Origin of the sequence: Trinickia symbiotica (genome assembly GCF_002934455.1) — a bacterium.
Classification (GTDB): domain Bacteria; phylum Pseudomonadota; class Gammaproteobacteria; order Burkholderiales; family Burkholderiaceae; genus Trinickia; species Trinickia symbiotica.
Map to the genome: position 1 here is coordinate 157,192 of NZ_PTIR01000013.1, position 25,946 is coordinate 183,137.

At 61.4% G+C, this 25,946-nt stretch carries 18 protein-coding genes and 4 tRNA genes; all 22 read right to left on the bottom strand.

What is annotated here, in order from left to right; genetic code table 11:
* Positions 1-47 precede the first annotated feature (47 nt).
* Complete coding sequence (tuf, locus tag B0G57_RS19250) at positions 48-1,238, bottom strand: elongation factor Tu (protein WP_102607194.1); 1,191 nt, start codon at positions 1,236-1,238, stop codon at positions 48-50.
* 78 nt (positions 1,239-1,316) lie between these two features.
* A complete protein-coding gene (gene fusA, locus B0G57_RS19255) occupies positions 1,317-3,419 on the bottom strand; it encodes an elongation factor G (RefSeq protein WP_018442854.1) in 2,103 nt (700 codons plus the stop codon).
* A gap of 152 nt (positions 3,420-3,571) precedes the next feature.
* Positions 3,572-4,042 (bottom strand): 30S ribosomal protein S7, encoded by a 471-nt coding sequence (rpsG, locus tag B0G57_RS19260; RefSeq protein WP_008343817.1) that lies wholly within the window; start codon positions 4,040-4,042, stop codon positions 3,572-3,574.
* Between the two features lie 154 nt (positions 4,043-4,196).
* On the bottom strand, positions 4,197-4,577 hold the full coding sequence (gene rpsL, locus B0G57_RS19265; RefSeq protein WP_018442855.1) for a 30S ribosomal protein S12: 381 nt from the start codon (positions 4,575-4,577) through the stop codon (positions 4,197-4,199).
* A gap of 194 nt (positions 4,578-4,771) precedes the next feature.
* On the bottom strand, positions 4,772-6,619 hold the full coding sequence (gene recQ, locus B0G57_RS19270; RefSeq protein WP_018442856.1) for a DNA helicase RecQ: 1,848 nt from the start codon (positions 6,617-6,619) through the stop codon (positions 4,772-4,774).
* 134 nt (positions 6,620-6,753) lie between these two features.
* Complete coding sequence (locus B0G57_RS32370) at positions 6,754-7,197, bottom strand: STY0301 family protein (protein ID WP_399278159.1); 444 nt, start codon at positions 7,195-7,197, stop codon at positions 6,754-6,756.
* 2 nt (positions 7,198-7,199) lie between these two features.
* Complete coding sequence (locus B0G57_RS19275; protein ID WP_051090108.1) at positions 7,200-7,550, bottom strand: BPSL0067 family protein; 351 nt, start codon at positions 7,548-7,550, stop codon at positions 7,200-7,202.
* Between the two features lie 359 nt (positions 7,551-7,909).
* Positions 7,910-8,314, bottom strand: coding sequence for a DUF6911 family protein (locus tag B0G57_RS19285; RefSeq protein ID WP_018442858.1), 405 nt, complete (start codon positions 8,312-8,314; stop codon positions 7,910-7,912).
* A complete protein-coding gene (locus B0G57_RS19290; RefSeq protein ID WP_018442859.1) occupies positions 8,311-11,439 on the bottom strand; it encodes a cytidine deaminase-like fold-containing protein in 3,129 nt (1,042 codons plus the stop codon). Before B0G57_RS19290 ends, B0G57_RS19285 begins: the two co-directional genes overlap by 4 nt.
* Positions 11,440-11,704: 265 nt before the next feature.
* On the bottom strand, positions 11,705-15,949 hold the full coding sequence (rpoC, locus tag B0G57_RS19295; RefSeq protein WP_018442860.1) for a DNA-directed RNA polymerase subunit beta': 4,245 nt from the start codon (positions 15,947-15,949) through the stop codon (positions 11,705-11,707).
* 21 nt (positions 15,950-15,970) lie between these two features.
* Positions 15,971-20,077 (bottom strand): DNA-directed RNA polymerase subunit beta, encoded by a 4,107-nt coding sequence (gene rpoB / locus B0G57_RS19300; RefSeq protein WP_018442861.1) that lies wholly within the window; start codon positions 20,075-20,077, stop codon positions 15,971-15,973.
* 390 nt (positions 20,078-20,467) lie between these two features.
* The gene (gene rplL, locus B0G57_RS19305) at positions 20,468-20,848 is read right to left on the bottom strand and encodes a 50S ribosomal protein L7/L12 (RefSeq protein WP_018442862.1); all 381 of its coding nucleotides are present in this window, start codon (positions 20,846-20,848) and stop codon (positions 20,468-20,470) included.
* An 84-nt stretch (positions 20,849-20,932) separates the two neighbouring features.
* Positions 20,933-21,430 carry a 50S ribosomal protein L10 gene (gene rplJ / locus B0G57_RS19310; protein ID WP_026230078.1) on the bottom strand — a complete coding sequence of 166 codons (498 nt, stop codon included), beginning with the start codon at positions 21,428-21,430 and terminating at the stop codon, positions 20,933-20,935.
* Between the two features lie 378 nt (positions 21,431-21,808).
* On the bottom strand, positions 21,809-22,507 hold the full coding sequence (rplA, locus tag B0G57_RS19315; protein ID WP_018442864.1) for a 50S ribosomal protein L1: 699 nt from the start codon (positions 22,505-22,507) through the stop codon (positions 21,809-21,811).
* Positions 22,508-22,939, bottom strand: a complete 432-nt coding sequence (gene rplK / locus B0G57_RS19320) for a 50S ribosomal protein L11 (protein WP_018442865.1) — start codon at positions 22,937-22,939, stop codon at positions 22,508-22,510.
* A 156-nt stretch (positions 22,940-23,095) separates the two neighbouring features.
* Complete coding sequence (gene nusG, locus B0G57_RS19325) at positions 23,096-23,656, bottom strand: transcription termination/antitermination protein NusG (RefSeq protein WP_018442866.1); 561 nt, start codon at positions 23,654-23,656, stop codon at positions 23,096-23,098.
* 1 nt (position 23,657) lies between these two features.
* Positions 23,658-24,038: a preprotein translocase subunit SecE gene (secE, locus tag B0G57_RS19330; protein WP_018442867.1), complete on the bottom strand. Its 381-nt coding sequence runs from the start codon at positions 24,036-24,038 to the stop codon at positions 23,658-23,660.
* A gap of 34 nt (positions 24,039-24,072) precedes the next feature.
* A tRNA-Trp gene (locus tag B0G57_RS19335) sits at positions 24,073-24,148 on the bottom strand.
* A gap of 62 nt (positions 24,149-24,210) precedes the next feature.
* Entirely contained in the window at positions 24,211-25,401 is a 1,191-nt protein-coding gene (gene tuf, locus B0G57_RS19340) for an elongation factor Tu (RefSeq protein ID WP_102607194.1), read from the bottom strand.
* Positions 25,402-25,463: 62 nt separating this feature from the next.
* Positions 25,464-25,538 (bottom strand) — tRNA-Thr (locus B0G57_RS19345).
* 16 nt (positions 25,539-25,554) lie between these two features.
* Positions 25,555-25,628, bottom strand: a tRNA-Gly gene (locus tag B0G57_RS19350).
* Between the two features lie 37 nt (positions 25,629-25,665).
* A tRNA-Tyr gene (locus B0G57_RS19355) sits at positions 25,666-25,751 on the bottom strand.
* Between the last annotated feature and the right edge of the window lie 195 nt (positions 25,752-25,946).

Consider the following 25,946-nt stretch of genomic DNA (forward strand, 5'->3'; position numbering starts at 1 on the left):
GCCCGCTCGAACATGCCGAGCGGGATTCCCGAAGCGAATCGTCGATTTTACTCGATGATCTTCGCGACGACACCGGCGCCGACGGTACGGCCGCCTTCACGGATAGCGAAGCGCAGACCTTCTTCCATCGCGATCGGCGCAATCAGCTTCACCGTGATCGACACGTTGTCGCCCGGCATCACCATTTCCTTGTCCTTCGGCAACTCGATCGAGCCCGTCACGTCCGTCGTACGGAAGTAGAACTGCGGCCGGTAGTTGTTGAAGAACGGCGTGTGACGACCGCCTTCGTCCTTCGACAGCACGTACACCTCGGCCGTGAAGTGCGTGTGCGGCGTGATCGAGCCCGGCTTGGCCAGCACCTGACCGCGCTCCACTTCCTCGCGCTTCGTGCCGCGCAGCAGGATACCCACGTTGTCGCCCGCTTGACCCTGGTCCAGCAGCTTGCGGAACATTTCCACGCCCGTGCACGTCGTCTTCGCCGTCGCCCGGATCCCCACGATCTCGATTTCGTCGCCGACCTTCACGATGCCGCGCTCCACGCGACCCGTCACCACCGTGCCGCGACCCGAGATCGAGAACACGTCTTCCACCGGCATCAGGAACGCGCCATCCACCGCGCGCTCCGGCGTCGGGATGTACGTATCCAGCGCATCGGCCAGGCTCATGATCGCCTGCTCGCCCAGCTCGCCCTTGTCGCCTTCGAGCGCCAGCTTCGCCGAGCCCTTCACGATCGGCGTCTCGTCGCCCGGGAAGTCGTACTTCGACAGCAGCTCGCGCACTTCCATTTCCACCAGCTCGAGCAGCTCCGCGTCATCGACCATGTCGCACTTGTTCAGGAACACGATGATGTACGGCACACCGACCTGACGCGCCAGCAGAATGTGCTCGCGCGTTTGCGGCATCGGGCCGTCCGCGGCCGAACACACCAGGATCGCGCCGTCCATCTGCGCCGCGCCCGTGATCATGTTCTTCACGTAGTCCGCGTGACCCGGGCAGTCCACGTGCGCGTAGTGACGGTTGGCCGTCTCGTACTCCACGTGCGCCGTGTTGATCGTGATGCCGCGTGCCTTTTCTTCCGGCGCCGCGTCGATCTGGTCGTACGCCTTCGCTTCGCCGCCGAACTTTTGCGACAGAATCGTCGTGATCGCCGCCGTCAGCGTCGTCTTGCCATGATCCACGTGACCGATCGTGCCGACGTTCACGTGCGGCTTGGTCCGCTCAAACTTACCTTTTGCCATGATTCGCTTCTTTCAAAAATAAAGTATCGATGAGAATGCTCAGCCGGTGTTCGAGTCACTGCGCGAGCAACTTCGGGCTTACTTCGTCTTCGCGCTGATGATCGCTTCGGCAACGTTGCGCGGCGCTTCGGCGTAATGCTTGAACTCCATCGTGTACGTCGCGCGGCCCTGCGTGAGCGAGCGCAACGACGTCGAGTAGCCGAACATTTCCGAAAGCGGCACTTCCGCACGGACGATCTTGCCGCCGCCGACCATGTCTTCCATGCCCTGGACGATACCGCGGCGGCCCGACAAATCGCCCATCACGTTGCCCATGTAGTCTTCCGGCGTCTCCACTTCGACAGCCATCATCGGCTCGAGGAGAACCGGGCTCGCGCGGCGCATCGCTTCCTTGAACGCCATCGAGCCGGCCATCCGGAATGCATTTTCGTTCGAGTCCACGTCGTGGTACGAACCGAACGTCAGATGAACCTTCACGTCGACGACGGGGAAGCCCGCCAGCACGCCGCTCTTCAACGTCTCCTGGATACCCTTGTCGACCGCCGGGATGTATTCGCGAGGAATCACACCGCCCTTGATCTCGTCCAGGAACTCGTAGCCCTTGCCCTGCTCGTGCGGCTCGAGCGTGATGACCGCGTGACCGTACTGGCCGCGACCGCCCGATTGCTTGACGAACTTGCCTTCAACGTCCGTCGCCGTCGCGCGGATCGTTTCACGATACGCGACTTGCGGCTTGCCGACCGTCGCTTCGACGCCGAACTCACGCTTCATGCGGTCCACCAGAATTTCGAGGTGGAGCTCGCCCATGCCCGAGATGATCGTCTGGCCCGACTCTTCGTCCGTCTGCACGCGGAACGACGGATCTTCCTGCGCAAGACGATTGAGCGCGATGCCCATCTTTTCCTGGTCGGCCTTCGTCTTCGGCTCGACCGCCTGCGAGATCACGGGCTCAGGGAAGATCATGCGCTCGAGCACGATCGGATGCGCCGGGTCGCAGAGCGTATCGCCCGTCGTCGCTTCCCTCAAGCCGACGGCCGCCGCGATGTCGCCGGCACGCACTTCCTTGATTTCCTCGCGCTGGTTCGCGTGCATCTGCAGAATCCGGCCGATGCGCTCCTTCTTGCCCTTCGTCGAGTTCAGGACCGTGTCGCCCGAGTTGACGACGCCCGAATAGGCGCGGAAGAAGATCAGCTGGCCGACGAACGGGTCCGTCATGATCTTGAACGCGAGCGCCGAGAACTTCTCGTCGTCCGACGCCTTGCGCTCGGCCGATTCGCCGCTTTCGAGCTCGCCCTTCACCGGCGGAATGTCGACCGGCGACGGCAGGAAGTCGATCACGGCGTCGAGCATGCGCTGCACGCCCTTGTTCTTGAACGCGGTGCCGCACAGCATCGGCTGGATTTCGCAGGCGATCGTACGGTCGCGCAGCGCCTTGACGATCTCCGCTTCCGTGAGCTCTTCGCCGCCGAGATACTTCTCCATCAGCTCTTCGCTCGCCTCGGCGGCCGATTCGATCATCTTCTCGCGCCACTCGTTGCAGGTATCGACGAGCTCGGCCGGGATGTCGACGTAGTCGAACTTCGTGCCTTGCGAGGCCTCGTCCCAAATGATCGCCTTCATCTTCAGCAGATCGACGACGCCCTTGAAGTTCTCTTCCGAGCCGATCGGCACGACGACGGGCACCGGGTTCGCCTTCAGGCGCAGCTTCAACTGGTCATAGACCTTGAAAAAGTTTGCGCCGGTGCGGTCCATCTTGTTGACGAACGCGAGACGCGGCACCTTGTACTTGTTGGCCTGGCGCCAGACCGTTTCCGATTGCGGCTGCACGCCGCCCACGGCGCAATAGACCATGCAGGCACCGTCGAGCACGCGCATCGAGCGCTCGACTTCGATCGTGAAGTCGACGTGCCCCGGGGTGTCGATGATGTTGATCCGGTGCTCCGGATAGTTGTTGCCCATGCCCTTCCAGAAGGCCGTCGTCGCCGCGGACGTGATGGTGATGCCGCGCTCCTGCTCCTGCTCCATCCAGTCCATGGTCGCCGCGCCGTCGTGAACCTCGCCGATCTTGTGGTTCACGCCGGTGTAAAACAGAATGCGCTCGGTCGTCGTCGTCTTGCCGGCGTCGATGTGAGCGCTAATACCGATATTGCGGTAGCGCTCGATGGGTGTCTTACGAGCCACTTTTATCCTCTATTGGATCGCGCGAAGCATCTTGAAAAGTCTTCGCGCCCTAACACAAACGGGCGAGGCGCTGAAAAGCGCACCCGCCCGGAAAGTATTTCCGCTTGATTTCGCCTGCGAGCAGACCGGGAAGGCCGCCGCAAGCGCGATTGTTAGAAACGGAAATGCGAGAACGCCTTGTTGGCCTCGGCCATCCGGTGCACTTCGTCGCGCTTTTTCATCGCGCCGCCGCGACCTTCCGCGGCTTCTTGCAACTCACCGGCGAGACGCAGAGCCATCGACTTCTCGCTGCGCTTCTTCGCGGCCTCACGCAACCAGCGCATCGCCAATGCCATACGACGCGACGGACGCACTTCGACCGGAACCTGATAGTTCGCCCCACCAACGCGCCGGCTCTTCACTTCGACCACCGGCTTCACGTTGTTGAGCGCCACCGTGAACACTTCCAGCGGGTCCTTGCCACCCTTGGTCTGGATTTGCTCAAAAGCGCCATAAACGATGCGCTCGGCCACCGACTTCTTGCCCGAGAGCATCAACACGTTCATGAACTTAGCTACATCAACGTTGCCGAACTTTGGATCCGGCAACACTTCCCGCTTGGGAACTTCGCGACGACGCGGCATGTTTCTTCCTTTGACGTTTCAGTTGGAGCGCTTGCACGCCCCGCGGCCACCAACTAACCCGATCGATCGCACGACAAACCAGCTTGGCCGGGTGACCACTTACTCGACAGCACCGGCAATTCCGGCACCACCGCTTTTGATTGCTACCTGCTGCTTACTTCGCAGCCTTTGCGCGCTTCGCGCCGTACTTCGAGCGAGCCTGCTTACGATCCTTGACGCCTTGCGTATCGAGCGAGCCGCGGACCATGTGGTAACGCACACCCGGCAAGTCCTTCACACGGCCGCCGCGAATCAGCACGACGGAGTGCTCCTGCAGGTTGTGGCCTTCACCACCGATGTACGAAATGACTTCGAAGCCGTTCGTCAGTCGAACCTTGGCGACCTTACGAAGCGCCGAGTTCGGCTTTTTCGGCGTCGTGGTGTACACACGCGTGCACACACCGCGACGCTGAGGGCAGTTCTGCAGGGCCGGGCTCTTGCTCTTCGTCTCTTCCGAAGCACGGCCTTTGCGAACCAATTGATTGATGGTTGGCATTGTGTATTCCCGAAATTAATCAAAACCGACGCGACGCCTTGCCGGGCAAAGCGGCAGCGCGCCTGCGTCCAAACCTAAGCCTTCTTCTCCCGTTCCGGGCGAGCGATATTAAAAGCCACGAACAGGAACCCGGCATGATATGGCAAAAACGTCAAGCGCGTCAATAGTTTGCGAGCGTTGCCGCGGCGGGGCGCTCAGTCGGCGGCGACGACTTCGAGCAATTCGCCCCCGAAACGCTCCAGTTTGCGCGCGCCGATGCCCGGTATCTGGCGCAGATCGTCGATCGAGTCCGGCGAGCTGCGTGCGATCTCGGCAAGGGTGGCATCGTGAAAAATGACGTAGGCCGGCACCCCGTCGCGCTTCGCCGTATCGGTACGCCAGACGCGCAGCCGCTCCCAGCGGGCGCGCTCGCGCGGTGCCATGCCGGCCGTGGGGTCGGCTCGTTGCGCCGAGCGCCCGGAAGCCTGGCGCGTGCGCTGCGGTTTTGCATAAGGACGCAGGGTGACCGTTCGCTCCCCCTTCAGCACGGGCTTACTCGCCTCCGTCAGCACCAGCGCCCCGAACCCGCCGTGGTCGACGGCGAGGTAGCCGAACGCCACCAGTTGCCGGAAAACGGCACGCCATTCGGCTTCGGAAAGGCTTCCTCCGATTCCGAACGTGCTGAGGGATTCATGGCCGCGCTGCAGTACCTTCTCGGTGCGATTGCCGCGCAGGATATCGATGAGGTGCCCAGCTCCGAAATTGAAGCCGCTCGCGCGTTGAGCGCGGAACGCGCACGAGAGCGCCATTTGCGCCTCGCGCGTGGCATCCCACGAGGCAGGCGGCTCCAGGCAGACGTCGCAGTTGCCGCACGGTGCGCTCGTTTCGCCGAAGTAGTCGAGCAGCCGCACGCGGCGGCAGGAAATTGTCTCGCAAAGACCGAGAAGCGCCTCGAGCTTGGCCGTTTGGACCCGCTTGTGCGCATCGTCGGCATCGGACTCGTCGATCATCTTGCGCTGCTGCACGACATCGCCAAGGCCATAGGCCATCCACGCGTTCGCGGGCAAGCCGTCGCGGCCCGCGCGGCCCGTCTCCTGGTAGTAGCCCTCGACGCTCTTCGGCAAATCGAGGTGGGCGACGAAGCGCACGTCGGGCTTGTCGATGCCCATGCCGAACGCGATCGTCGCGCAGATCACGACGCCTTCCTCGCGCTGGAAAATCTCCTGATGGCGCTGCCGCATCTCGAACTGCATGCCGGCGTGGTACGGCAGCGCGCGTATGCCCTGCGCTTTCAGCCATTCGGCCGTCTCCTCGACCTTGCGGCGCGACAGGCAGTAGATGACGCCGGCGTCGGTCGTGCCGTCGGCATTCGTATGCTCGGCGCGGATGAAGTCGAGCAGTTGCGCGCGCGCATTGTCCTTTTCGACGATCCGATAGCGGATGTTCGGGCGATCGAAGCTGGAAACGAAGATGCGCGCGTCGTCGAGCGCGAGGCGGTGAACGATCTCCTCGCGCGTGATCGCGTCGGCTGTGGCCGTCAGCGCGATGCGCGGCACCGATGGGAACCGCTGGTGAAGCACCGACAGCTGGATGTACTCGGGCCGGAAATCGTGTCCCCATTGAGACACGCAATGCGCCTCGTCGATGGCGAACAGGGCGACGCGCGTGCGCTCGAGCAGCTCGAGAAATCGCGGCGTCATCAGGCGCTCGGGCGCCACGTAGAGCAGGTCGATTTCGCCGTTGCGTAGCGCGCGCTCGGTCGCGGCCGCCTCGGCACCCGAGAGTGTCGAATTCAAAAAAGCGGCGCGAACGCCGAGCTCGGTCAGCGCGGCGACCTGATCCTGCATCAGCGCGATCAGCGGCGAGACGACGATGCCGGCGCCGAGACCTGCCTCGCTGCGCACGAGCGAAGGAATCTGATAGCACAGCGACTTGCCGCCGCCCGTCGGCATGAGGACGAGACAATCGCCGCCACCGGCCACGTGTTCGACAATATCGCGCTGCTGCCCTCTGAAAGCGGGATAACCGAAGACTTCGTTGAGGATTTCGAGCGGGCGTGACATGAAATGGCGAGAAGGGCTGCGGCACTGGCTGCGGATGGCGCAATTCTAACAACGCGTCGCGCGGCGAGGCCGCCGAGAATGCGTGCGTTGGCCGATCGGCAGATCGCGCTGCCCGCAAACTGGGCCGAACGGAATCACCGAGCGGCTGTGCAATGCCAGGTTCTTGCGACGGGGTTCGAAAACCGGCCGTCGTATTCGACTGTACAAGCCCGCGTCCCCTTGCCGAGCGGCCTCGCCATTAGCACGCTTGTCCCCGCATACTCGCATGCTACCCAGTAGGCGTTGGGTGAATCCGGAAACGTCCAAGTGTCGACTTCACTGTTGGCTCGGCGTATACGTTGATCAGGAACGAGTTGTGCCTTGTCTGTTGGCGGGCCTGACCAGAACGAAACGTTCGTGAGCGGATAGTCGCACTTTGCGTCATAGCTCGACCAGCCCTCGGGCGCGTTGCCGGAAAAAGCCTGGCTCACGGCAATACTCGTGGGACAAGTAGATGCAATTTCGGCTCGGCCGATCGCCGGAAGGATGACGAGCGACGATAGCGCAACAAGTTCGGCAAAGCTAGGATAGAGTCGCATAATCACTTGATCACCGAGAATGCATCGCCGTTATCGCTGGGCGAAATATAGTTCCCATTCTTGTCCTTACCGAGAAATCGGAGCCGCCGCTTCCTGATAGTGCCACTCGTCGACCATTGGTCAATAACGACGATGCCGATCACATCCTGACTCAAATAAAAAGCGGCGTGATTGCCGGTCGGGCGATTGGGGTAGCGGCCGTTCACGAAGGTCGCTATGGCTGTTCCCTTCGGCAGTGCCCAGTTTCCTCGCACCGGTGCTCCCTCTTTCCAAAGGGACGCCGGCGGAGCTTTTGCAAACTCTTTGATCAGCGCCACGCACTGTTTAGTACCAACAGTTGGCTGTTTTTCCAATGACTCCGCTTGCTCATAGATATACGGCAGTGTGCGCTCACCTTATCGTTATGTAATGGCATCGGCGCCAACTTGCGCCCTCTCGGAACCAGTCGATCTTATGTGAGTTCGTCTGGTCATTCAACCTATAAGAGCTAGTGGGATCATAGAAAATCAGCGTATGCATCCGTGCTGCGTGACGTCGATGGCGGACGGCGTCGTGGCCGCCAAGGAGATCCAGCGGCGCATCGACGCCGGAGCGCAGGGCGCTTTCATCGCGGCGGTACGTGCGCAAAGGTTGAAGAAACCGACGTCGCCTCGTCCTCGACAGCGTGACTTCACAAGCGCATTCGCCCGAAACGAACCCTCTCCAACGCGAATCAGCTCATCAAGCCGTGCGAAACAGTTCCACGGCGAGCGAACTCTTTGAACGCCGAGCGCACGATCGCGAGATCACCAGTCACTGCTTTGGCAGCATATGACTCCCCCAAAATACTAACGAAACCATCCTGAGCGCTCTCATTCGTCAACGTTCTCGTATTAGCCCTTCGGTCTTCCGCAACCTCCGCCAGCATCAGCAGATAGCGCCCGCCATCCGAGTACAGAACCAGCTCATACGGCCCCACATCCGGCGCTGGATCAAGCCTCATACATAGGACCCCGTCACCACCACCAACCGTGTCGATGGTTCGGTCGATTGTCATGTCGTCGGGGTCGATCAGTGTTTCAAGCTGCCTACGTCCAGTATCGTTGCCGAGGAGGAAACCTCCAAATGCAATCTTCATTGGCGCACCTCGAGCTTATCCATGCCCTGTTCCCAGTAGTACGTTTTTGGTTTTCCGTCCAAGTCGTCCGTTGCTTCGACGATAATAGCGCTCAACCCTGCTGCTTTGGCGGCCTCCGGGATGTGCTCCTTGCACGATCCGCAAACGTCCTTCCCCCTCACCGTCATCCTCAACTCCGCTCCCACCGTCACGCCTGCTTCATACGCTTTCTGAATAACCGCGATCTCGGCATGAGCGGTAAACATGTCTCCGTTAGGAACCGGGCCCTTATCATCGGCACCACGGGTAGCTGTTTTTTCGGCGATGAAATCTGATATCAATGTGCGCTTGCCCTTTGCCTCGTCCTCTATCGCTTTTTTGATCTTACCGCGAGCGCTCGCCGTGGCTTTGCGCTCGTTCATGCCCTTGGCCATGTTTTCCGCAGTTTCTTGCTTGATGACCTCTGCCTTGGCGTCCATCATTGCGTCTATCCTGGCCTTCGCGCTACTGTCGGTGAATTCTCTGCCGCCGACAGTGCCCGTTGCGGTTACTGTCGTTCTGCCACCGCCGTTAAGCCCGGGGAGGTCCCGCGCGACCACCCAGCCAGCTTTATGCATTTCCGGGCCGAATATGTATTCGAGGCGGACGGTCATCACTCTGTTCGAGCCGTCTGGCGAAACGACGTTCCAGATCGGCCGCTCAGGGGTGGTTTTCGCCCTATCGGGAGCAAGCCGATACAGATTGCCTTCCAACTCCGCGTAATGCGCAGCGGTGGCAGGGTCCCAAAGCATGCCGGAGGCGGTTCGCTGCAACATGGCAGGTCGCGTCGCGACTTCGTAGCCCTCGAGCTTCTTAGCAACCCGAACAACATCGAGCGATCGGATCGTGGATATGGAGGGGACAGGCTTTGGAGCCGCTTTCCCGGGTACTTTCACCCTAGCGATTTTCAGCGCCTTGGCATCAGGAGCGAACCCAAGATCCCGCAGTGCGGTCAGGCTCTGGTTCACCTGCACTTGCAGTGGACGAGAAATCCCCTCGAACGGGATCGAACGCGAAGCCATGCGTGCATCGTCCAACGCCGAGTAGGAGATGACCTTGCGAACACCCCCAGCCTTGCCCTTGCCTTCCGCAAAGGGCGCGGCATCGAGCGCGAGGCCCAAGATTCCGCCCACCACTTGCGCGGTATCGTCATTGGCGATGCCTTCGGCGATAGTGACGCCGGGTCCAACTAAAGGAACCATCGACACCACCGCCATCCCGAACCGCTCGTGGTCACCCGTGCGAAGGCCGTCCCCCATGTTATAGGCGGTCCCGACCACCGGCAGGGAGTTGATGATCTGCTCCAAGTTTGCGGTCTCGACGCCTTCTGCAAAGCCAATAACGTTCGAGAGGATAGGCATGTTATCCAGCCAGTGCCTGATATTCGTCCCCCTTTCTGAGTCGTGCTCCTTCACGCGCGCCAAAATCCAGTTGACGCTATTTACGATCGGGCCGACGAAGGGATCGATAATGCGCGGAGGGTGTTGCTTCGCTATCTCACGGACGGCCTCGGCCGTCCGTGCGTCGCTCTCCTCCTTCTGCGCGGTCTTCACAAGTTCCGCCAGTATTGCCTCGATGGCTGCCTCAGTCTGCGGAACCTTATCGACGGTGCGCAGCCGAAGGCGAGCCGCTGCGCTGAAGTAGGGGGCATCGAATCGGCCATCAGTCCGGAAGGTCGACTCGGCTTTTTTGAGTTTGCGAGCAACGGATGGGACATGGATCTCCGCACCGTTGTCCGCAATAAGTGCAGCATCGCTAATTGGCGTCTGTTTGCTCCGATCGAGAAACGTATCGAGCATGCGTTTGCCGGTCGTCTTTAACGGTTGGATGAGTTGGGCGGCACTCAGCCCCGTCTCCTCCATCAGGATTTCGAGCGTAACGGCACGCTCGTCGAAGTGCGGCGGCCCACTGTATTCGATGAGGACATCGTTGAGATAGCTGCACAAATCGGCGAACCGTTCTTCCGGAGTGTTGCCGGCTAGGGCAATGCCTCTTGTCTTGGCGAGATTGATTCCGAGGAGCACTCGCGGATCGATTAAGGTTCCGTCTACCTGCTGCCAATCATTGACGAGCGCTATAAAGGCGCGAAAGACGTCGGCTTCAGTGGCATAAGGTTCCGGGGCTGGGTTGCCCCGCGCGAGCGCCGCAGCCTTCAGCACGCTGGCCATGGCATTCTCCATGCCGCCAATCGGATATTGGTAGTCCAGGCCGCGCTCGTCCAGGAATCTCTCGACTGCTTCAAGTCGGTCACTTGCGCTCAATCGGGCATAAGCGGGGATGTTCAAGAGCGAGGGCTCCTCCGCCAGCTCTGAGACGCTCTTGCCGACAGCGTTGACGAGTGTGTTGCCGTCGAAATAGATCTTGTCTTGTAGCTCGTGCTCAGGGAGAGAAGGACGCTCGAACATGCGGCGCCTGAGTGCCTCGCCCTCGAGCGCAGGGTTGAACTGGTTGAGCGCGATACCGCCCTCCACGGTTATCTCTCGGGTCGACGGCGAGATCTTTACGCGAGCGGCGCAGTAAAGCAGCGCAGCGAGTTCTGATAGTCGCTGTCGCTTCGTTTCGTTATCCACCACTCGCGAAACTTCGAGGGGTAACGACCGCGCTCGCTCGCCGCTCGGATCCAACAACCGTTCGATGAATCCTTCCGCAACGGCGAAACCAAGCTCTCCATGCTGTGTGACAGCCGCAGCCAGCAGCGCCTGAGTCGCTGTCTGAATCGCTGATAGGGTGCCCCATGCGGGCGACTCCTTGTCGATCGTCAGAAAGACAAACCGATCGGTCTTGGCGGGGGCCGCGGCTTCATCTTTATTCCGGACCGAGGCCACTACCGCCGCAATCGCTCGCGCGAGTAAAGGGCCGACGATAAGAGGGTCCACCCCACTAACGAACCGCTTTGTGCGCTGTCGTCTTGCCTCGTCGATGAGCGCGGTCTTCATCCTCGCGTCGTTCTCAATAATCCGCAAAGAGTCTGGCGCATCGGCGTGATCAGAGAAGTTACGAGCGGCGACCTGCTCGCCCTCCTCCTGTCGCACTTGCGTCGAACCGCACAATTGTTCGCCGGTTTCGAGTGCGTTGACTGGGGTAATCTGTGACGGCGTGATTCTCATTCGAAGCTCGATTTAATGCGCGCGGCCATCCAAAGCTTTCATTGCCGGCGCGCGGTCCCATTACTTGCAGTTACGCCCACGTACGATAGATGAGCGACATCGGGGCTTCTAACGAGAACCAAATCTTTCTTTCGATTTCCCTTCGTAAAAACGACGCGCGAGTCAGCACCCGCTTCGCCTTCCACAAGCGCAAAAAAAAACCGCCCAGCCTCGCGACTGAGCGGTTTCGCCGTGGAATCGGCCGAGCGGCATACGCCGCCGCGGCTTACTCCGTCGGATGCTGCTGCTGCGGCTCCTCGACAGGTGTCTCGGGCGTGCCGAACTCGAACGCTTCTTCGGCCGCGATCTGATCGTAACGCTCACGATCGGACGCTTCCTTGATCTTGCGCGCCTTATGGAACGCAAGGCCCGTACCGGCCGGAATCAGGCGACCGACGATCACGTTCTCCTTCAGACCGCGCAGGTCGTCGCGCTTGCCCATGATCGCCGCCTCGGTCAGCACGCGCGTCGTTTCCTGGAACGATGCAGCCGAGATGAACGAATCGGTCGAGAGCGACGCCTTCGTGATACCGAGCAGCACGTTCTCGTACGTCGCCGGACGCTTGTCTTCCGCCGTCATCCGGTCGTTCTCGTCGAGCATGTCGGAACGCTCGACTTGTTCGCCCGGGATGAAGCGCGTATCGCCGTTGTCGACGATCTGCACGCGGCGCAGCATCTGACGCACGATGACTTCGATGTGCTTGTCGTTGATCTTCACGCCTTGCAGACGGTAGACGTCCTGCACTTCGTCCACGATGTAGCGCGAGAGCGCCTCGACGCCCTGCAGACGCAGTATATCGTGCGGATCGGCAGGACCGTCGACGATCATTTCGCCCTTGTTGACAACCTGACCGTCGTGGACCAGGACCTGCTTTTCCTTCGCGATCAGGAACTCGTGCTGGTTGCCTTCGAGATCCGTGATGACGAGGCGCTGCTTGCCCTTCGTGTCCTTGCCGAACGACACGGTGCCCGTGACTTCCGCGAGAATGCCGGCGTCCTTCGGCGAACGCGCTTCGAAGAGCTCGGCCACACGCGGCAGACCGCCCGTAATGTCGCGCGTCTTCTGCGATTCCGTCGGAATACGCGCAAGCACTTCACCGACCTGCACCTGCTGGCCGTCCTTCACGGTGATCAGCGCGCCGACCTGGAAGCCGATCTGCACCGAATGCTCGGTGCCGGGGATCTTCACTTCTTCGCCGGTTGTGTCGAGCAGCTTCACCTGCGGACGCACGCTCTTGCCCGCTTGCGAGCCGCGGCGCTTCGCGTCGATGACGACGAGCGTCGAAAGACCCGTCACATCGTCGATCTGCTTGGCGACCGTAACGCCTTCCTCGACGTTCTCGAACTTCACCGTACCGCCGTACTCGGTGATGATCGGACGCGTCAGCGGATCCCACGTCGCGAGCTGCGTGCCGGCCTTGATCTGCGCACCGTCGAGCTGCAACAGCGTCGCGCCGTACGGCACCTTGTGACGCTCGCGCTCGCGGCCGTGATCGTCGGCGATCATCGCTTCGCCCGAACGCGAGATGACGATCTGCTCGCCCTTCGCGTTCGTCACGTAGCGCATCGTCGACGTGAAGCGCACGGTACCGTTGCTCTTCGCTTCGACCGACGACGCAACAGCCGCACGCGATGCCGCGCCACCGATGTGGAACGTACGCATCGTGAGCTGCGTGCCCGGTTCGCCGATCGACTGCGCCGCGATCACGCCGACCGCTTCGCCGACGTTCACGAGCGAGCCGCGGCCGAGGTCGCGGCCGTAGCAAGATGCGCACAAGCCATAGCGCGTTTCGCACGTGAGCGGCGTGCGCACGCGCACTTCGTCGATGCCGAGGCGCTCAATCTCTTCGACGGCCACTTCGTCGAGCAGCGTGCCCGATTCGTAAAGCGTCTCCTGCGTCTCGGGGTTGACGACGTCCGCCACGGCCACGCGGCCGAGAATCCGGTCGCGCAGCGCTTCGACGACTTCACCGCCTTCGACGAGCGCCTTCATCGCGACGCCGTTGCTCGTGCCGCAATCGTCTTCGGTGACGACGAGGTCTTGCGTCACGTCGACGAGACGACGCGTGAGGTAGCCCGAGTTCGCCGTCTTCAGCGCCGTATCGGCCAGACCCTTACGTGCGCCGTGCGTCGAGATGAAGTACTGCAGCACGTTCAGGCCTTCGCGGAAGTTCGCCGTGATCGGCGTCTCGATGATCGAGCCGTCCGGCTTCGCCATCAGACCGCGCATCCCGGCGAGCTGACGGATCTGCACGGCGGAACCGCGCGCGCCCGAGTCGGCCATCATGTAGATCGAGTTGAACGACTCCTGACGCACCTCATTGCCGTCGCGATCGGTAACGGGTTCCGTCGAGAGCTGCTCCATCATCGCCTTGCCGACCGCTTCCGACGTGGCCGACCAGATGTCGACGACGTTGTTGTAGCGTTCTTGCGCGGTGACGAGACCCGACATGTACTGACGGTCGTACTCCTTCACCTTCTTCGCGGCATCGCCGACGATCACTTCCTTTTGCGGCGGCACGAGCATGTCGTCGACGCAGATCGAAATACCGGCGCGCGTCGCCAGGCGGAAGCCCGACTGCATCAGCTGGTCGGCGAAGATCACAGTCTCGCGCAAACCGCAACGGCGGAACGCCGTGTTGATGAGGCGCGAGATTTCCTTCTTCTTGAGCGGCTTGTTGAGCACCGAGAACGGCAGGCCCGGCGGCAGGATCTCCGAGAGGATCGCGCGGCCGACCGTCGTCGGATAGAGCGTGATCTTGGGCACGAACTTCGGCGCGCCTTCGGACGTATCCTCGTTCGCCACCATTTCGGTGATCCGCACGTTCACGCGCGAAGCGAGCTCGACTTCCTTGTTCTCATACGCGCGCAGGACTTCCGACACGCCCGTGAACGACATGCCTTCGCCCTTGCCGTTGACGGCTTCGCGCGTCGCGTAGTACAGGCCGAGCACGATGTCCTGCGACGGCACGATCGACGGATCGCCGTTGGCCGGGAACAGGACGTTGTTCGACGCGAGCATCAGCGTACGCGCTTCCATCTGCGCTTCGAGCGACAGCGGCACGTGCACGGCCATCTGGTCGCCGTCGAAGTCGGCGTTGAACGCCGCGCAAACGAGCGGGTGCAGCTGAATGGCCTTGCCTTCGATCAGCACGGGCTCGAACGCCTGAATGCCGAGACGGTGCAGCGTCGGCGCGCGGTTCAGCATCACCGGGTGCTCGCGGATCACCTCTTCGAGGATGTCCCACACGACCGGCGTCTGGTTCTCGACTTCCTTCTTCGCCGCTTTGATCGTCGTCGCCACGCCCATCACTTCGAGCTTGTTGAAGATGAACGGCTTGAAGAGCTCGAGCGCCATCAGTTTCGGCAGACCGCACTGATGCAGCTTCAGCGTCGGGCCGACCACGATGACCGAACGGCCCGAGTAGTCGACACGCTTACCGAGCAGGTTCTGACGGAAACGACCGCCCTTGCCCTTGATCATATCGGCGAGCGACTTCAGCGGACGCTTGTTCGCACCCGTCATCGCCTTACCGCGGCGGCCGTTGTCGAGCAGCGAGTCGACGGCTTCCTGCAGCATCCGCTTTTCGTTGCGGACGATGATTTCAGGCGCCTTCAGCTCGAGCAGGCGCTTCAACCGGTTGTTACGGTTGATCACGCGGCGATAGAGGTCGTTGAGGTCCGACGTCGCGAACCGGCCGCCGTCGAGCGGCACGAGCGGGCGCAGTTCGGGCGGCAGCACCGGCAAAACTTCGAGGACCATCCACTCGGGCTTGATGCCCGAGCGCTGGAATGCCTCGAGAACCTTCAGGCGCTTCGCGAACTTCTTGATCTTCGCTTCGGAGCCCGTGTTCTTGAGCTCGGTGCGAAGCTGCTCGACCTGCTCGTCGATGTTGATCGCGCGCAGCAGTTCGCGCACGCCTTCCGCGCCCATTTCGGCACGGAATTCGTCGCCGTACTCCTCGACCTTGTTGTAGTAATCCTCTTCGGTCATGATCTGACGCGCCTTCAGCGGCGTCATACCCGGATCGATCACCACGTACGCTTCGAAATAAAGCACGCGCTCGATGTCGCGCAGCGTCATGTCGAGCACCATGCCGAGACGCGACGGCAGCGACTTCAAAAACCAGATGTGCGCAACGGGCGAGGCGAGCTCGATATGGCCCATGCGCTCACGGCGCACCTTCGCGAGCGTCACTTCGACGCCGCACTTCTCGCAGATCACGCCACGGTGCTTGAGCCGCTTGTACTTGCCGCACAAGCACTCGTAGTCCTTGATCGGGCCGAAGATCTTCGCGCAGAACAAGCCGTCGCGCTCGGGCTTGAACGTGCGGTAGTTGATCGTCTCGGGCTTCTTGACTTCACCGAACGACCACGAACGGATCTTGTCGGGCGAGGCAAGACCGATCTTGATCGCATCGAAAACTTCTTCTTGTTGGACTTGCTTGAATAGATCGAGCAAAGCTTTCATCGCTTTTCTCCAATAGTCCTATTAGTTCCGGTCCAAATCGATATCGATACCGAGCGACCGGATTTCCTTCACCAGCACGTTGAACGACTCGGGCATGCCGGCGTCGATCACGTGGTCGCCCTTCACCAGGTTCTCGTAGACCTTGGTCCGGCCCGTCACGTCGTCCGACTTGACCGTCAGCATTTCCTGCAGCACATACGACGCACCGTACGCTTCGAGCGCCCAGACTTCCATCTCACCGAAGCGCTGACCGCCGAACTGCGCCTTACCGCCCAGCGGCTGCTGAGTCACGAGCGAGTACGGACCGGTCGAACGGGCGTGCATCTTGTCGTCCACCAAGTGGTGCAGCTTCAGGTAGTGCATGTAGCCGACCGTCACCGGGCGCTCGAATGCCTCGCCCGTGCGGCCGTCATAGAGGCGCACCTGGTTCTTCGACTTCGTCATGCCGAGCTGCTGGGCAACGTTGTCCGGGAACGCGAGGTCGAGCATCTTCGACATCTCGTGCTCCGTCGCACCGTCGAACACCGGCGTCGCGAACGGCACGCCTTCGCGCAGGTTCTTCGCGAGCTCGATGATGTCGTCGTCGGAGAAGCCGTCGAGCTCCTCGGCACGGCCCGACTCGTTGTAGAGCTTCGTCAGGAACACGCGCAGCTCTTCGACCTTCGCCTGACGCTGCAGCATCTCGCCGATGCGCCAGCCGAGACCCTTCGCCGCCCAGCCGAGATGCACTTCGAGCACCTGACCGACGTTCATCCGCGACGGCACGCCGAGCGGGTTCAGCACGACATCGGCGGGACGGCCGTCGGCCATGTACGGCATGTCTTCGATCGGCACGATCTTCGACACGACGCCCTTGTTGCCGTGACGGCCCGCCATCTTGTCGCCAGGCTGCAGGCGGCGCTTCACCGCGAGGTACACCTTCACCATCTTCAGCACGCCCGGCGGCAGCTCGTCGCCCTGCGTGAGCTTCTTGCGCTTCTCTTCGAACGCAAGATCGAACTGGTGACGCTTCTGTTCGAGCGAATCCTTGATCGCTTCGAGCTGAGCGGCCGCGTCTTCGTCGGCGAGGCGAATGTCGAACCAGTGGTAGTGGTCGAGATCCTCGAGGTACGGCTGATCGATCTTCGTGCCCTTCGCGAGCTTCTTCGGACCGCCGTTCGCGACCTTGCCGTCGAGCATGCGTGCGAGACGGTGGAACGCGTCGCCTTCGACGATGCGAAGCTGGTCGTTGAGATCCAGGCGGTAGCGCTTCAGCTCATCGTCGATAATCTGCTGAGCGCGCTTATCGCGCTGAATGCCTTCGCGCGTGAACACCTGGACGTCGATCACGGTGCCGCTCATGCCCGACGGCACGCGCAGCGACGTATCCTTCACATCCGAGGCCTTCTCGCCGAAGATCGCACGCAAGAGCTTCTCTTCCGGCGTGAGCTGCGTTTCGCCCTTCGGCGTCACTTTGCCGACGAGGACGTCGCCCGCCTCGACTTCGGCGCCGATGTAGACGATGCCCGACTCGTCGAGACGCGAGAGCTGCACTTCCGCGAGGTTCGAGATGTCGCGTGTGATTTCCTCAGGTCCGAGCTTCGTATCGCGAGCGACGACGTTGAGCTCTTCGATGTGGATCGACGTATAGCGATCGTCGGCCACGACCTTCTCGGAGATCAGGATCGAGTCCTCGAAGTTGTAGCCGTTCCAGGGCATGAACGCGACCAGCATGTTCTGGCCGAGCGCGAGCTCGCCGAGATCCGTCGATGCGCCGTCGGCGAGCACGTCGCCGCGCGTCACGCGGTCGCCGACCTTCACGATCGGACGCTGGTTGATGTTCGTGTTCTGGTTCGAACGCGTGTACTTGATCAGGTTGTAGATGTCCACACCGACTTCACCGGCAACCGCTTCATCGTCGTTCACGCGAATGACGATACGGCCCGCGTCGACATAGTCGACCTGACCGCCGCGCAGCGCCTGCACCGTCGTACCCGAGTCGACCGCCACCGTGCGCTCGATACCCGTGCCGACGACCGGCTTTTCGGGACGCAGACACGGGACCGCCTGCCGCTGCATGTTCGAGCCCATCAGCGCGCGGTTCGCGTCGTCGTGCTCGAGGAACGGAATCAACGAAGCCGCGACCGAGACGATCTGCGACGGCGCGACGTCCATGTACTGGATGCGATCCGGCGTGACCATCAGCGTTTCGCCCGCTTCACGCGACGAAACGAGCTCGTCGGTCAGCGTGCCGTCGTCGGCCACCGCCGCGTTCGCCTGCGCGATCACGTAGCGCCCTTCTTCGATCGCCGAGAGGTAATCGATCTGGTTCGTGACCTTGCCGTCTTCGACCTTCCGGTACGGCGTCTCGAGGAAGCCGTACTCGTTCAGGTGCGCATAAAGCGCGAGCGAGTTGATAAGACCGATGTTCGGACCTTCAGGCGTTTCGATCGGGCACACACGGCCGTAGTGCGTCGGGTGCACGTCGCGCACCTCGAAGCCCGCGCGCTCGCGCGTGAGACCGCCCGGACCGAGCGCGGAGACGCGGCGCTTGTGCGTGATCTCCGAGAGCGGGTTCGTCTGGTCCATGAACTGCGAGAGCTGCGACGAGCCGAAGAACTCGCGGATCGCCGACGAAATCGGCTTCGAGTTGATCAGATCGTGCGGCATCAGGTTTTCGCTCTCGGCCTGGCCGAGACGCTCCTTGACCGCGCGCTCGACACGCACGAGACCCGCGCGGAACTGGTTCTCCGCGAGCTCGCCGACGCAGCGCACGCGCCGGTTGCCGAGGTGGTCGATGTCGTCGACCTCGCCCTTGCCGTTGCGCAGCTCGACGAGGATCTTGATCGCCGCGAGGATGTCGTCGTCGTTCAGCGTCATTGGGCCCGTGATCTCTTCACGGCCCACGCGACGGTTGAACTTCATACGGCCGACCTTCGAGAGATCGTAAGCCTCTTCGCTGTAGAACAGACGATTGAAGAGCGCTTCGACCGCTTCTTCCGTCGGCGGCTCACCCGGACGCATCATCCGGTAGATCGCGATACGCGCGGCCGTCTTGTCGGCCGTCTCGTCGATACGCAGCGTCGACGAAATGTATGCGCCCTGATCCAGATCGTTCGTGTAGAGCGTCTGGATGTCCTTGACCTTCGCCTCGCGCAGCTTTTGCAGCGTGCTTTCGGTGATCTCTTCGTTCGCGTTCGCGATCACTTCGCCCGTCTCGCTGTCGATGACGTTCTTCGCGAGAACGCGGCCGATCAGATAGTCCTCGGGCACCGAGATGTACTTGGTCTTCGCGTTCTCGAGGTCGCGAATGTGCTTCGCATTGATCCGCTTGTCCTTCTGGACGATGACCTTGCCATCGCGATCGGTGATGTCGAAGCGCGCGACTTCACCGCGCAGACGCTCGGGCACGAACTCCATTTGTGCGCCTTCGCCCATCAGCGCGAAGTTGTCGAAGACGAAGAAGTTCGCGAGGATCTGCTCGGGCGTCAGGCCGATCGCCTTCAAGAGGATCGTGACCGGCATCTTGCGGCGACGGTCGACGCGGAAATAGAGGATGTCCTTCGGGTCGAATTCGAAGTCGAGCCACGAGCCGCGGTACGGAATGATCCGCGCGGAAAACAGCAGCTTGCCCGAGCTGTGCGTCTTGCCCTTGTCGTGCTCGAAGAACACGCCCGGCGAACGGTGCAGCTGCGAGACGATGACACGCTCGGTACCGTTGATGACGAACGAGCCGGTCGGCGTCATGAGCGGAATTTCGCCCATGTAGACTTCCTGCTCCTTCACTTCCTTGACGACAGGCTTGCTCGGCGACTCTTTGTCGAGAATGACGAGGCGCACCTTGGCGCGCAGCGCCGAGCAATAGGTGAGGCCGCGCTGCTGGCATTCCTTGATGTTGAACGCAGGTGCCGACAGCGCATAGCTCACGAACTCGAGGCGCGCGAAGCCATTGTGCGAAACGATCGGGAAAACGGAGGTGAACGCCGCCTGCAAACCTTCGGGCTTGCGTTGCGAAGCGGGCACCTCCGCTTGCAGAAACGTGCTGAATGATTCAAGCTGGGTGGCCAGCAGGAAAGGTACTTGGTGAACGATGGGGCGCTTCGCGAAACTCTTGCGAATGCGCTTCTTCTCGGTGAAGGAATATTGCATACGATCTCCGAATCACGGCGGGCATTGTCGAGGCGTGTGGCCAAGATTTGAGAACCCGAGTGTTCACCGACTGAGACCCGATGGCCGTCCTAAGGCTTGAACGAGCCTAGAAGCTTGGTGGTTGGCCGCTACCAACCGCTGGCTGACGGCAACGGAGCCTGCTGCTTTTGAATACTGCGTTCCGTTGCCCGACCAAACTTGCCTTCTGCAGTCGCTTCAGAAGACAAAGAAAAATGCCGATCGAGCTGGCCGAGGCGCGGCCGATGGGCAATTTTCTTTGGCCTCTGGGGCCCATGTCGCGGCGCTCGCACGTCGCAAAACATAGTCCCCACAAAGCACAAAAAGGCCGGCGGTGGAAATACCGCCAGCCTTCGCACAGCGCGCAGGATGTTACTTGATCTCTGCCTTCGCGCCGGCGTCTTCGAGCTTCTTCTTCGCTTCTTCGGCGGCAGCCTTGGGCACCGCTTCCTTGACGGGCTTCGGTGCACCGTCGACGAGGTCCTTCGCTTCCTTCAGGCCCAGGCCCGTCAGTTCGCGAACGGCCTTGATGACGGAGACCTTGTTCGCGCCGGCTTCGAGCAGGTTGACCGTGAATTCGGTCTGCTCTTCCGCCGCCGCGGCCGCGCCGCCGCCAGCACCCGCCGGGCCCGCCACTGCCACGGCAGCGGCCGACACGCCAAACTTCTCTTCGAACGCCTTGACGAGCTCGTTCAGTTCCAGCACCGACATCGCGCCAACGGCTTCGAGGATGTCTTCTTTTGCGATTGCCATTTGAAATACTCCTAAATTGAATTCGGATACAGCCAGCGATCAGTTACGCCCGGCCGCCGTCCCTCATGCGTGGCCTGAGCAAGCTCAGGCGGCTTCGCCCTGCTTCTTCTCGGCGAGCGCGGCGAGCGCGCGCGCAAAGCCCGAAACAGGCGCCTGCATGACGAACAGCAGCTTCGAGAGCAGTTCCTCGCGGCTCGGGATGTTGGCGAGCGCTTGCACGCCAGCCTTGTCCATCACCTTGCCTTCGTAGGAACCGGCCTTGATGATCAACTTGTCATTGCCTTTGCTGAAGTCGTTGACGACTTTTGCCGCGGCAATGGCATCTTCGGAGATGCCGTAGATCAGAGGACCGGTCATCTGCTCAGCCAGCGGAGCAAACGGGGTACCTTCGACGGCGCGACGCGCCAGCGTGTTCTTCAACACGCGCAGGTACACCTGCTGCTCGCGCGCTTTCGCGCGCAGCTTCGTCAGATCGCCAACCGTGATTCCACGATACTCGGCCAGCACCATGGACTGGGCTTTCGCAACCTGCGCGGAAACCTCAGCCACGACGGCCTGCTTATCTTCCTTGTTGAGTGGCACGGTCAACCTCCAAATTCGACACACGCGGTGCGATTGCTTCAATCGAACCTTGCGTGCCGCGTTCAACAACGGCGTCCGACGTGTTAGGAGTATTTCGACCATCCGCCTTCGCATCGCTGCAGCCGGCGGCCGGCTTCATCACTGCAAAACTGTTCGGGTTCGCCATCTGCGTTGGCTTTGGGATTAAGGAAATGCCCAACTGCTGCACTTCCGCCAACGGTCTTTGACAACCGGCCGAGAGAGGCGAACTTCCGCTTCCCGCGACCGCCCAAAGCACTTAAATATCGCGCCGGCTACCGGCTTTGCCGACTACCTGTGTGGCCTTGCCTGCCGGCGCGATAGATTCTTTACTACCTTGCTCTATTCCGCGGTGACTGCTTACTGCGCGGCGAGCGATGTTTGATCGACGCGTACGCCGACACCCATCGTGCTCGACACCGCGATCTTGCGCAGGTACACGCCCTTGCTCGACGCCGGCTTCGCCTTTTGCAGCGCTTCGACGAGTGCCGACAGGTTGGTGCGCAGCGCGCTCGGCTCGAACGAGGCACGGCCGATCGTAGCGTGGATAATCCCCGCCTTGTCGACGCGGAACTGCACCTGACCGGCCTTCGCGTTCTTCACGGCGGTGGCGACGTCGGGCGTCACGGTGCCGACCTTCGGGTTCGGCATCAGGCCGCGCGGACCGAGGATCTGACCGAGCGTACCGACCACACGCATCGTGTCCGGCGACGCGATCACCACGTCGAAGTTCAGGTTGCCGCCCTTGATCTGCTCGGCCAAGTCTTCCATGCCGACAATCTCGGCGCCCGCGGCGCGGGCCTGCTCGGCCTTTTCGCCTTGCGCGAAGACGGCGACTCGCACCGATTTGCCGGTACCGGCCGGCAGCACGACGGAGCCACGCACGACCTGATCCGACTTCTTCGCATCGATGCCGAGCTGCACGGCCACGTCGATCGACTCATCGAACTTCGCCGTCGCGCATTCCTTGACGAGCACGAGCGCTTCCTCGATCGGGTAGAGCTTCTGACGATCGACCTTGTTTGCGAATGCCTGCAAACGCTTCGAAACCTTAGCCATTTACACGCCCTCCACGGTGATGCCCATCGAGCGGGCGCTGCCGGCGATCGTACGGACCGCGGCATCCAAGTCGGCTGCCGTGAGATCCGGCATTTTCGTCTTGGCGATTTCTTCTGCCTGGGCGCGCGTGATCTTGCCGACCTTGTCGGTATGGGGCTTGCTCGAGCCCTTGTCGACCTTCGCGGCCTTCTTGATCAGCACCGTGGCCGGCGGCGTCTTCAGAATGAACGTGAAGCTCTTGTCGGCGAACGCGGTGATGACGACGGGGACGGGCAGACCCGGCTCCATCGACTGGGTCTGCGCGTTGAACGCCTTGCAGAACTCCATGATGTTCAGGCCGCGCTGGCCCAGTGCCGGACCGACCGGCGGCGACGGGTTGGCTTTACCTGCAGGAATCTGCAGCTTGATAAAGCCGATAATTTTCTTTGCCATTTGGACAACCTCGTTGGAACGCGTGGGCGTTCGGTGAGTGATAACGCGCGTTCGTCGCTTCGATGCTTGCGGCTACTGACGCTCCTCAACGGTCATTGAGCGGACCGTAAGCGCTGAAGGGACTGCCCGCGCGCGGGCAATCCGCATGAAACTCGACTACAGCTTTTCGACCTGTCCGAATTCCAACTCGACAGGCGTGGCGCGACCGAAAATGGTGACGGAAACGCGGACGCGCGACTTCTCGTAGTTGACCTCTTCGACGCTGCCGTTGAAGTCCGTGAAGGGGCCGTCTTTGACGCGCACCATTTCGCCGACCTCGAACAATGTCTTCGGACGCGGCTTCTCCACGCCCTCTTGCATCTGCGACATGATCTTTTCGACTTCCCGCGGGGAAATCGGGCTCGGGCGATTGCGCGCCCCGCCGACAAAGCCCGTGACCTTGGCCGTGTTTTTCACGAGGTGCCAGGTTTCGTCGGTCATTTCCATCTCGACGAGCACGTAGCCGGGGAAGAAGCGGCGCTCCGTCACCGATTTGTGACCGCCCTTGACTTCGACGACCTCTTCAGTCGGAACGAGAATCTGGCCGAACTTGTCTTGCATGCCGGCGCGCTCGATGCGCTCCTGAAGCGCGCGTTGCACGCTCTTCTCCATGCCGGAGTAGGCGTGCACGACGTACCAACGTTTGCCGCTCGGGGATGCCGGAGTATCGCCGCTCATATCATTTCCAACCCAGAATCGCCGAGAAAATGACCCATTCGATGGACTTATCGCTAACCCAAAGAAAGACCGCCATTGCGAGCACGAAGCCGAAGACCACGAGCGTGGTCTGCGTCGCTTCTTTGCGAGTCGGCCAGACGACCTTGCGAACTTCTTTGTAGGAGTCCTTGGCGAAAGCGATGAAGCTCTTACCGGGGGAGGAGAACAGACCGACCACAACACCCGCGGCGATGCCGACCAACAAGGCCGCACCGCGCACATACCATTCCTGGCCACTCAGCCAGAAGAAAGCAACGAATCCGGCCAAGAAAAGCAGTACGCCCGCGATAAGCATCAATTTGTCGCTGGAAGTATCCACAGCTTCGACGGAAGGATTCGCCATAACACCTTATTTGCGCCTACTACGCGCAGAAAGTTGGCAGGGGCAGAGGGAATCGAACCCCCAACCTTCGGTTTTGGAGACCGACGCTCTGCCAGTTGAGCTATACCCCTAAACCATTTGGGGCTGGCTTGCCGCCAACCCCGAAACCACTGATCAACGAGACGGGACTGGCTTACTCGATGATCTTCGCGACGACACCGGCGCCGACGGTACGGCCGCCTTCACGGATAGCGAAGCGCAGACCTTCTTCCATCGCGATCGGCGCAATCAGCTTCACCGTGATCGACACGTTGTCGCCCGGCATCACCATTTCCTTGTCCTTCGGCAACTCGATCGAGCCCGTCACGTCCGTCGTACGGAAGTAGAACTGCGGCCGGTAGTTGTTGAAGAACGGCGTGTGACGACCGCCTTCGTCCTTCGACAGCACGTACACCTCGGCCGTGAAGTGCGTGTGCGGCGTGATCGAGCCCGGCTTGGCCAGCACCTGACCGCGCTCCACTTCCTCGCGCTTCGTGCCGCGCAGCAGGATACCCACGTTGTCGCCCGCTTGACCCTGGTCCAGCAGCTTGCGGAACATTTCCACGCCCGTGCACGTCGTCTTCGCCGTCGCCCGGATCCCCACGATCTCGATTTCGTCGCCGACCTTCACGATGCCGCGCTCCACGCGACCCGTCACCACCGTGCCGCGACCCGAGATCGAGAACACGTCTTCCACCGGCATCAGGAACGCGCCATCCACCGCGCGCTCCGGCGTCGGGATGTACGTATCCAGCGCATCGGCCAGGCTCATGATCGCCTGCTCGCCCAGCTCGCCCTTGTCGCCTTCGAGCGCCAGCTTCGCCGAGCCCTTCACGATCGGCGTCTCGTCGCCCGGGAAGTCGTACTTCGACAGCAGCTCGCGCACTTCCATTTCCACCAGCTCGAGCAGCTCCGCGTCATCGACCATGTCGCACTTGTTCAGGAACACGATGATGTACGGCACACCGACCTGACGCGCCAGCAGAATGTGCTCGCGCGTTTGCGGCATCGGGCCGTCCGCGGCCGAACACACCAGGATCGCGCCGTCCATCTGCGCCGCGCCCGTGATCATGTTCTTCACGTAGTCCGCGTGACCCGGGCAGTCCACGTGCGCGTAGTGACGGTTGGCCGTCTCGTACTCCACGTGCGCCGTGTTGATCGTGATGCCGCGCGCCTTTTCTTCCGGCGCCGCGTCGATCTGGTCGTACGCCTTCGCTTCGCCGCCGAACTTTTGCGACAGAATCGTCGTGATCGCCGCCGTCAGCGTCGTCTTGCCATGATCCACGTGACCGATCGTGCCGACGTTCACGTGCGGCTTGGTCCGCTCAAACTTGCCTTTAGCCATGTTCGACTCCTAAGAGGATTTACCGTATGTTGCGCCGCACGCAAACTATCACTGACACTCTCTGGTGCCCATGGGCAGGATCGAACTGCCGACCTCTCCCTTACCAAGGGAGTGCTCTACCACTGAGCCACATGGGCAGGTACTTCTTGGCATTGGAGCGGGTGAAGGGAATCGAACCCTCGTCGTAAGCTTGGAAGGCTTCTGCTCTACCATTGAGCTACACCCGCTTGGGCCATGCGATTCCTGCCACTCACCATTGCATTCTGGTGGAGGGGGTTGGATTCGAACCAACGTAGGCGTAAGCCAACAGATTTACAGTCTGCCCCCTTTAGCCACTCGGGCACCCCTCCGCAGAGAACGGACGATTATGACGGTGACCGCCGACTATGTCAAGCATAGTGCAGCCAAGCCATTTCTCGACGCCCTCACTTATACCTATTTTGGTGCGCTAAAGCACAAACCCCCGCGAGCGAGAGCTGGCGGGGGTTTGATGGGGGTTGGGAGCCTGACGATTACCTACTTTCACACGGGGATCCGCACTATCA

What these genes read in the sequence shown, in the direction of transcription:
- rpoB (WP_018442861.1), bottom strand. Translation starts at nt 20,077, where the DNA reads ATGCAATATTCCTTCACCGAGAAGAAGCGCATTCGCAAGAGTTTCGCG.
- secE (WP_018442867.1), bottom strand. Translation starts at nt 24,038, where the DNA reads ATGGCGAATCCTTCCGTCGAAGCTGTGGATACTTCCAGCGACAAATTG.
- B0G57_RS19285 (WP_018442858.1), bottom strand. Translation starts at nt 8,314, where the DNA reads ATGAAGATTGCATTTGGAGGTTTCCTCCTCGGCAACGATACTGGACGT.
- tuf (WP_102607194.1), bottom strand. Translation starts at nt 25,401, where the DNA reads ATGGCTAAAGGCAAGTTTGAGCGGACCAAGCCGCACGTGAACGTCGGC.
- rplK (WP_018442865.1), bottom strand. Translation starts at nt 22,939, where the DNA reads ATGGCAAAGAAAATTATCGGCTTTATCAAGCTGCAGATTCCTGCAGGT.
- B0G57_RS19290 (WP_018442859.1), bottom strand. Translation starts at nt 11,439, where the DNA reads ATGAGAATCACGCCGTCACAGATTACCCCAGTCAACGCACTCGAAACC.
- rplL (WP_018442862.1), bottom strand. Translation starts at nt 20,848, where the DNA reads ATGGCAATCGCAAAAGAAGACATCCTCGAAGCCGTTGGCGCGATGTCG.
- rplA (WP_018442864.1), bottom strand. Translation starts at nt 22,507, where the DNA reads ATGGCTAAGGTTTCGAAGCGTTTGCAGGCATTCGCAAACAAGGTCGAT.
- tuf (WP_102607194.1), bottom strand. Translation starts at nt 1,238, where the DNA reads ATGGCAAAAGGTAAGTTTGAGCGGACCAAGCCGCACGTGAACGTCGGC.
- rpoC (WP_018442860.1), bottom strand. Translation starts at nt 15,949, where the DNA reads ATGAAAGCTTTGCTCGATCTATTCAAGCAAGTCCAACAAGAAGAAGTT.
- rpsG (WP_008343817.1), bottom strand. Translation starts at nt 4,042, where the DNA reads ATGCCGCGTCGTCGCGAAGTTCCCAAGCGGGAAGTGTTGCCGGATCCA.
- rpsL (WP_018442855.1), bottom strand. Translation starts at nt 4,577, where the DNA reads ATGCCAACCATCAATCAATTGGTTCGCAAAGGCCGTGCTTCGGAAGAG.
- recQ (WP_018442856.1), bottom strand. Translation starts at nt 6,619, where the DNA reads ATGTCACGCCCGCTCGAAATCCTCAACGAAGTCTTCGGTTATCCCGCT.
- nusG (WP_018442866.1), bottom strand. Translation starts at nt 23,656, where the DNA reads ATGAGCGGCGATACTCCGGCATCCCCGAGCGGCAAACGTTGGTACGTC.
- B0G57_RS32370 (WP_399278159.1), bottom strand. Translation starts at nt 7,197, where the DNA reads ATGCGACTCTATCCTAGCTTTGCCGAACTTGTTGCGCTATCGTCGCTC.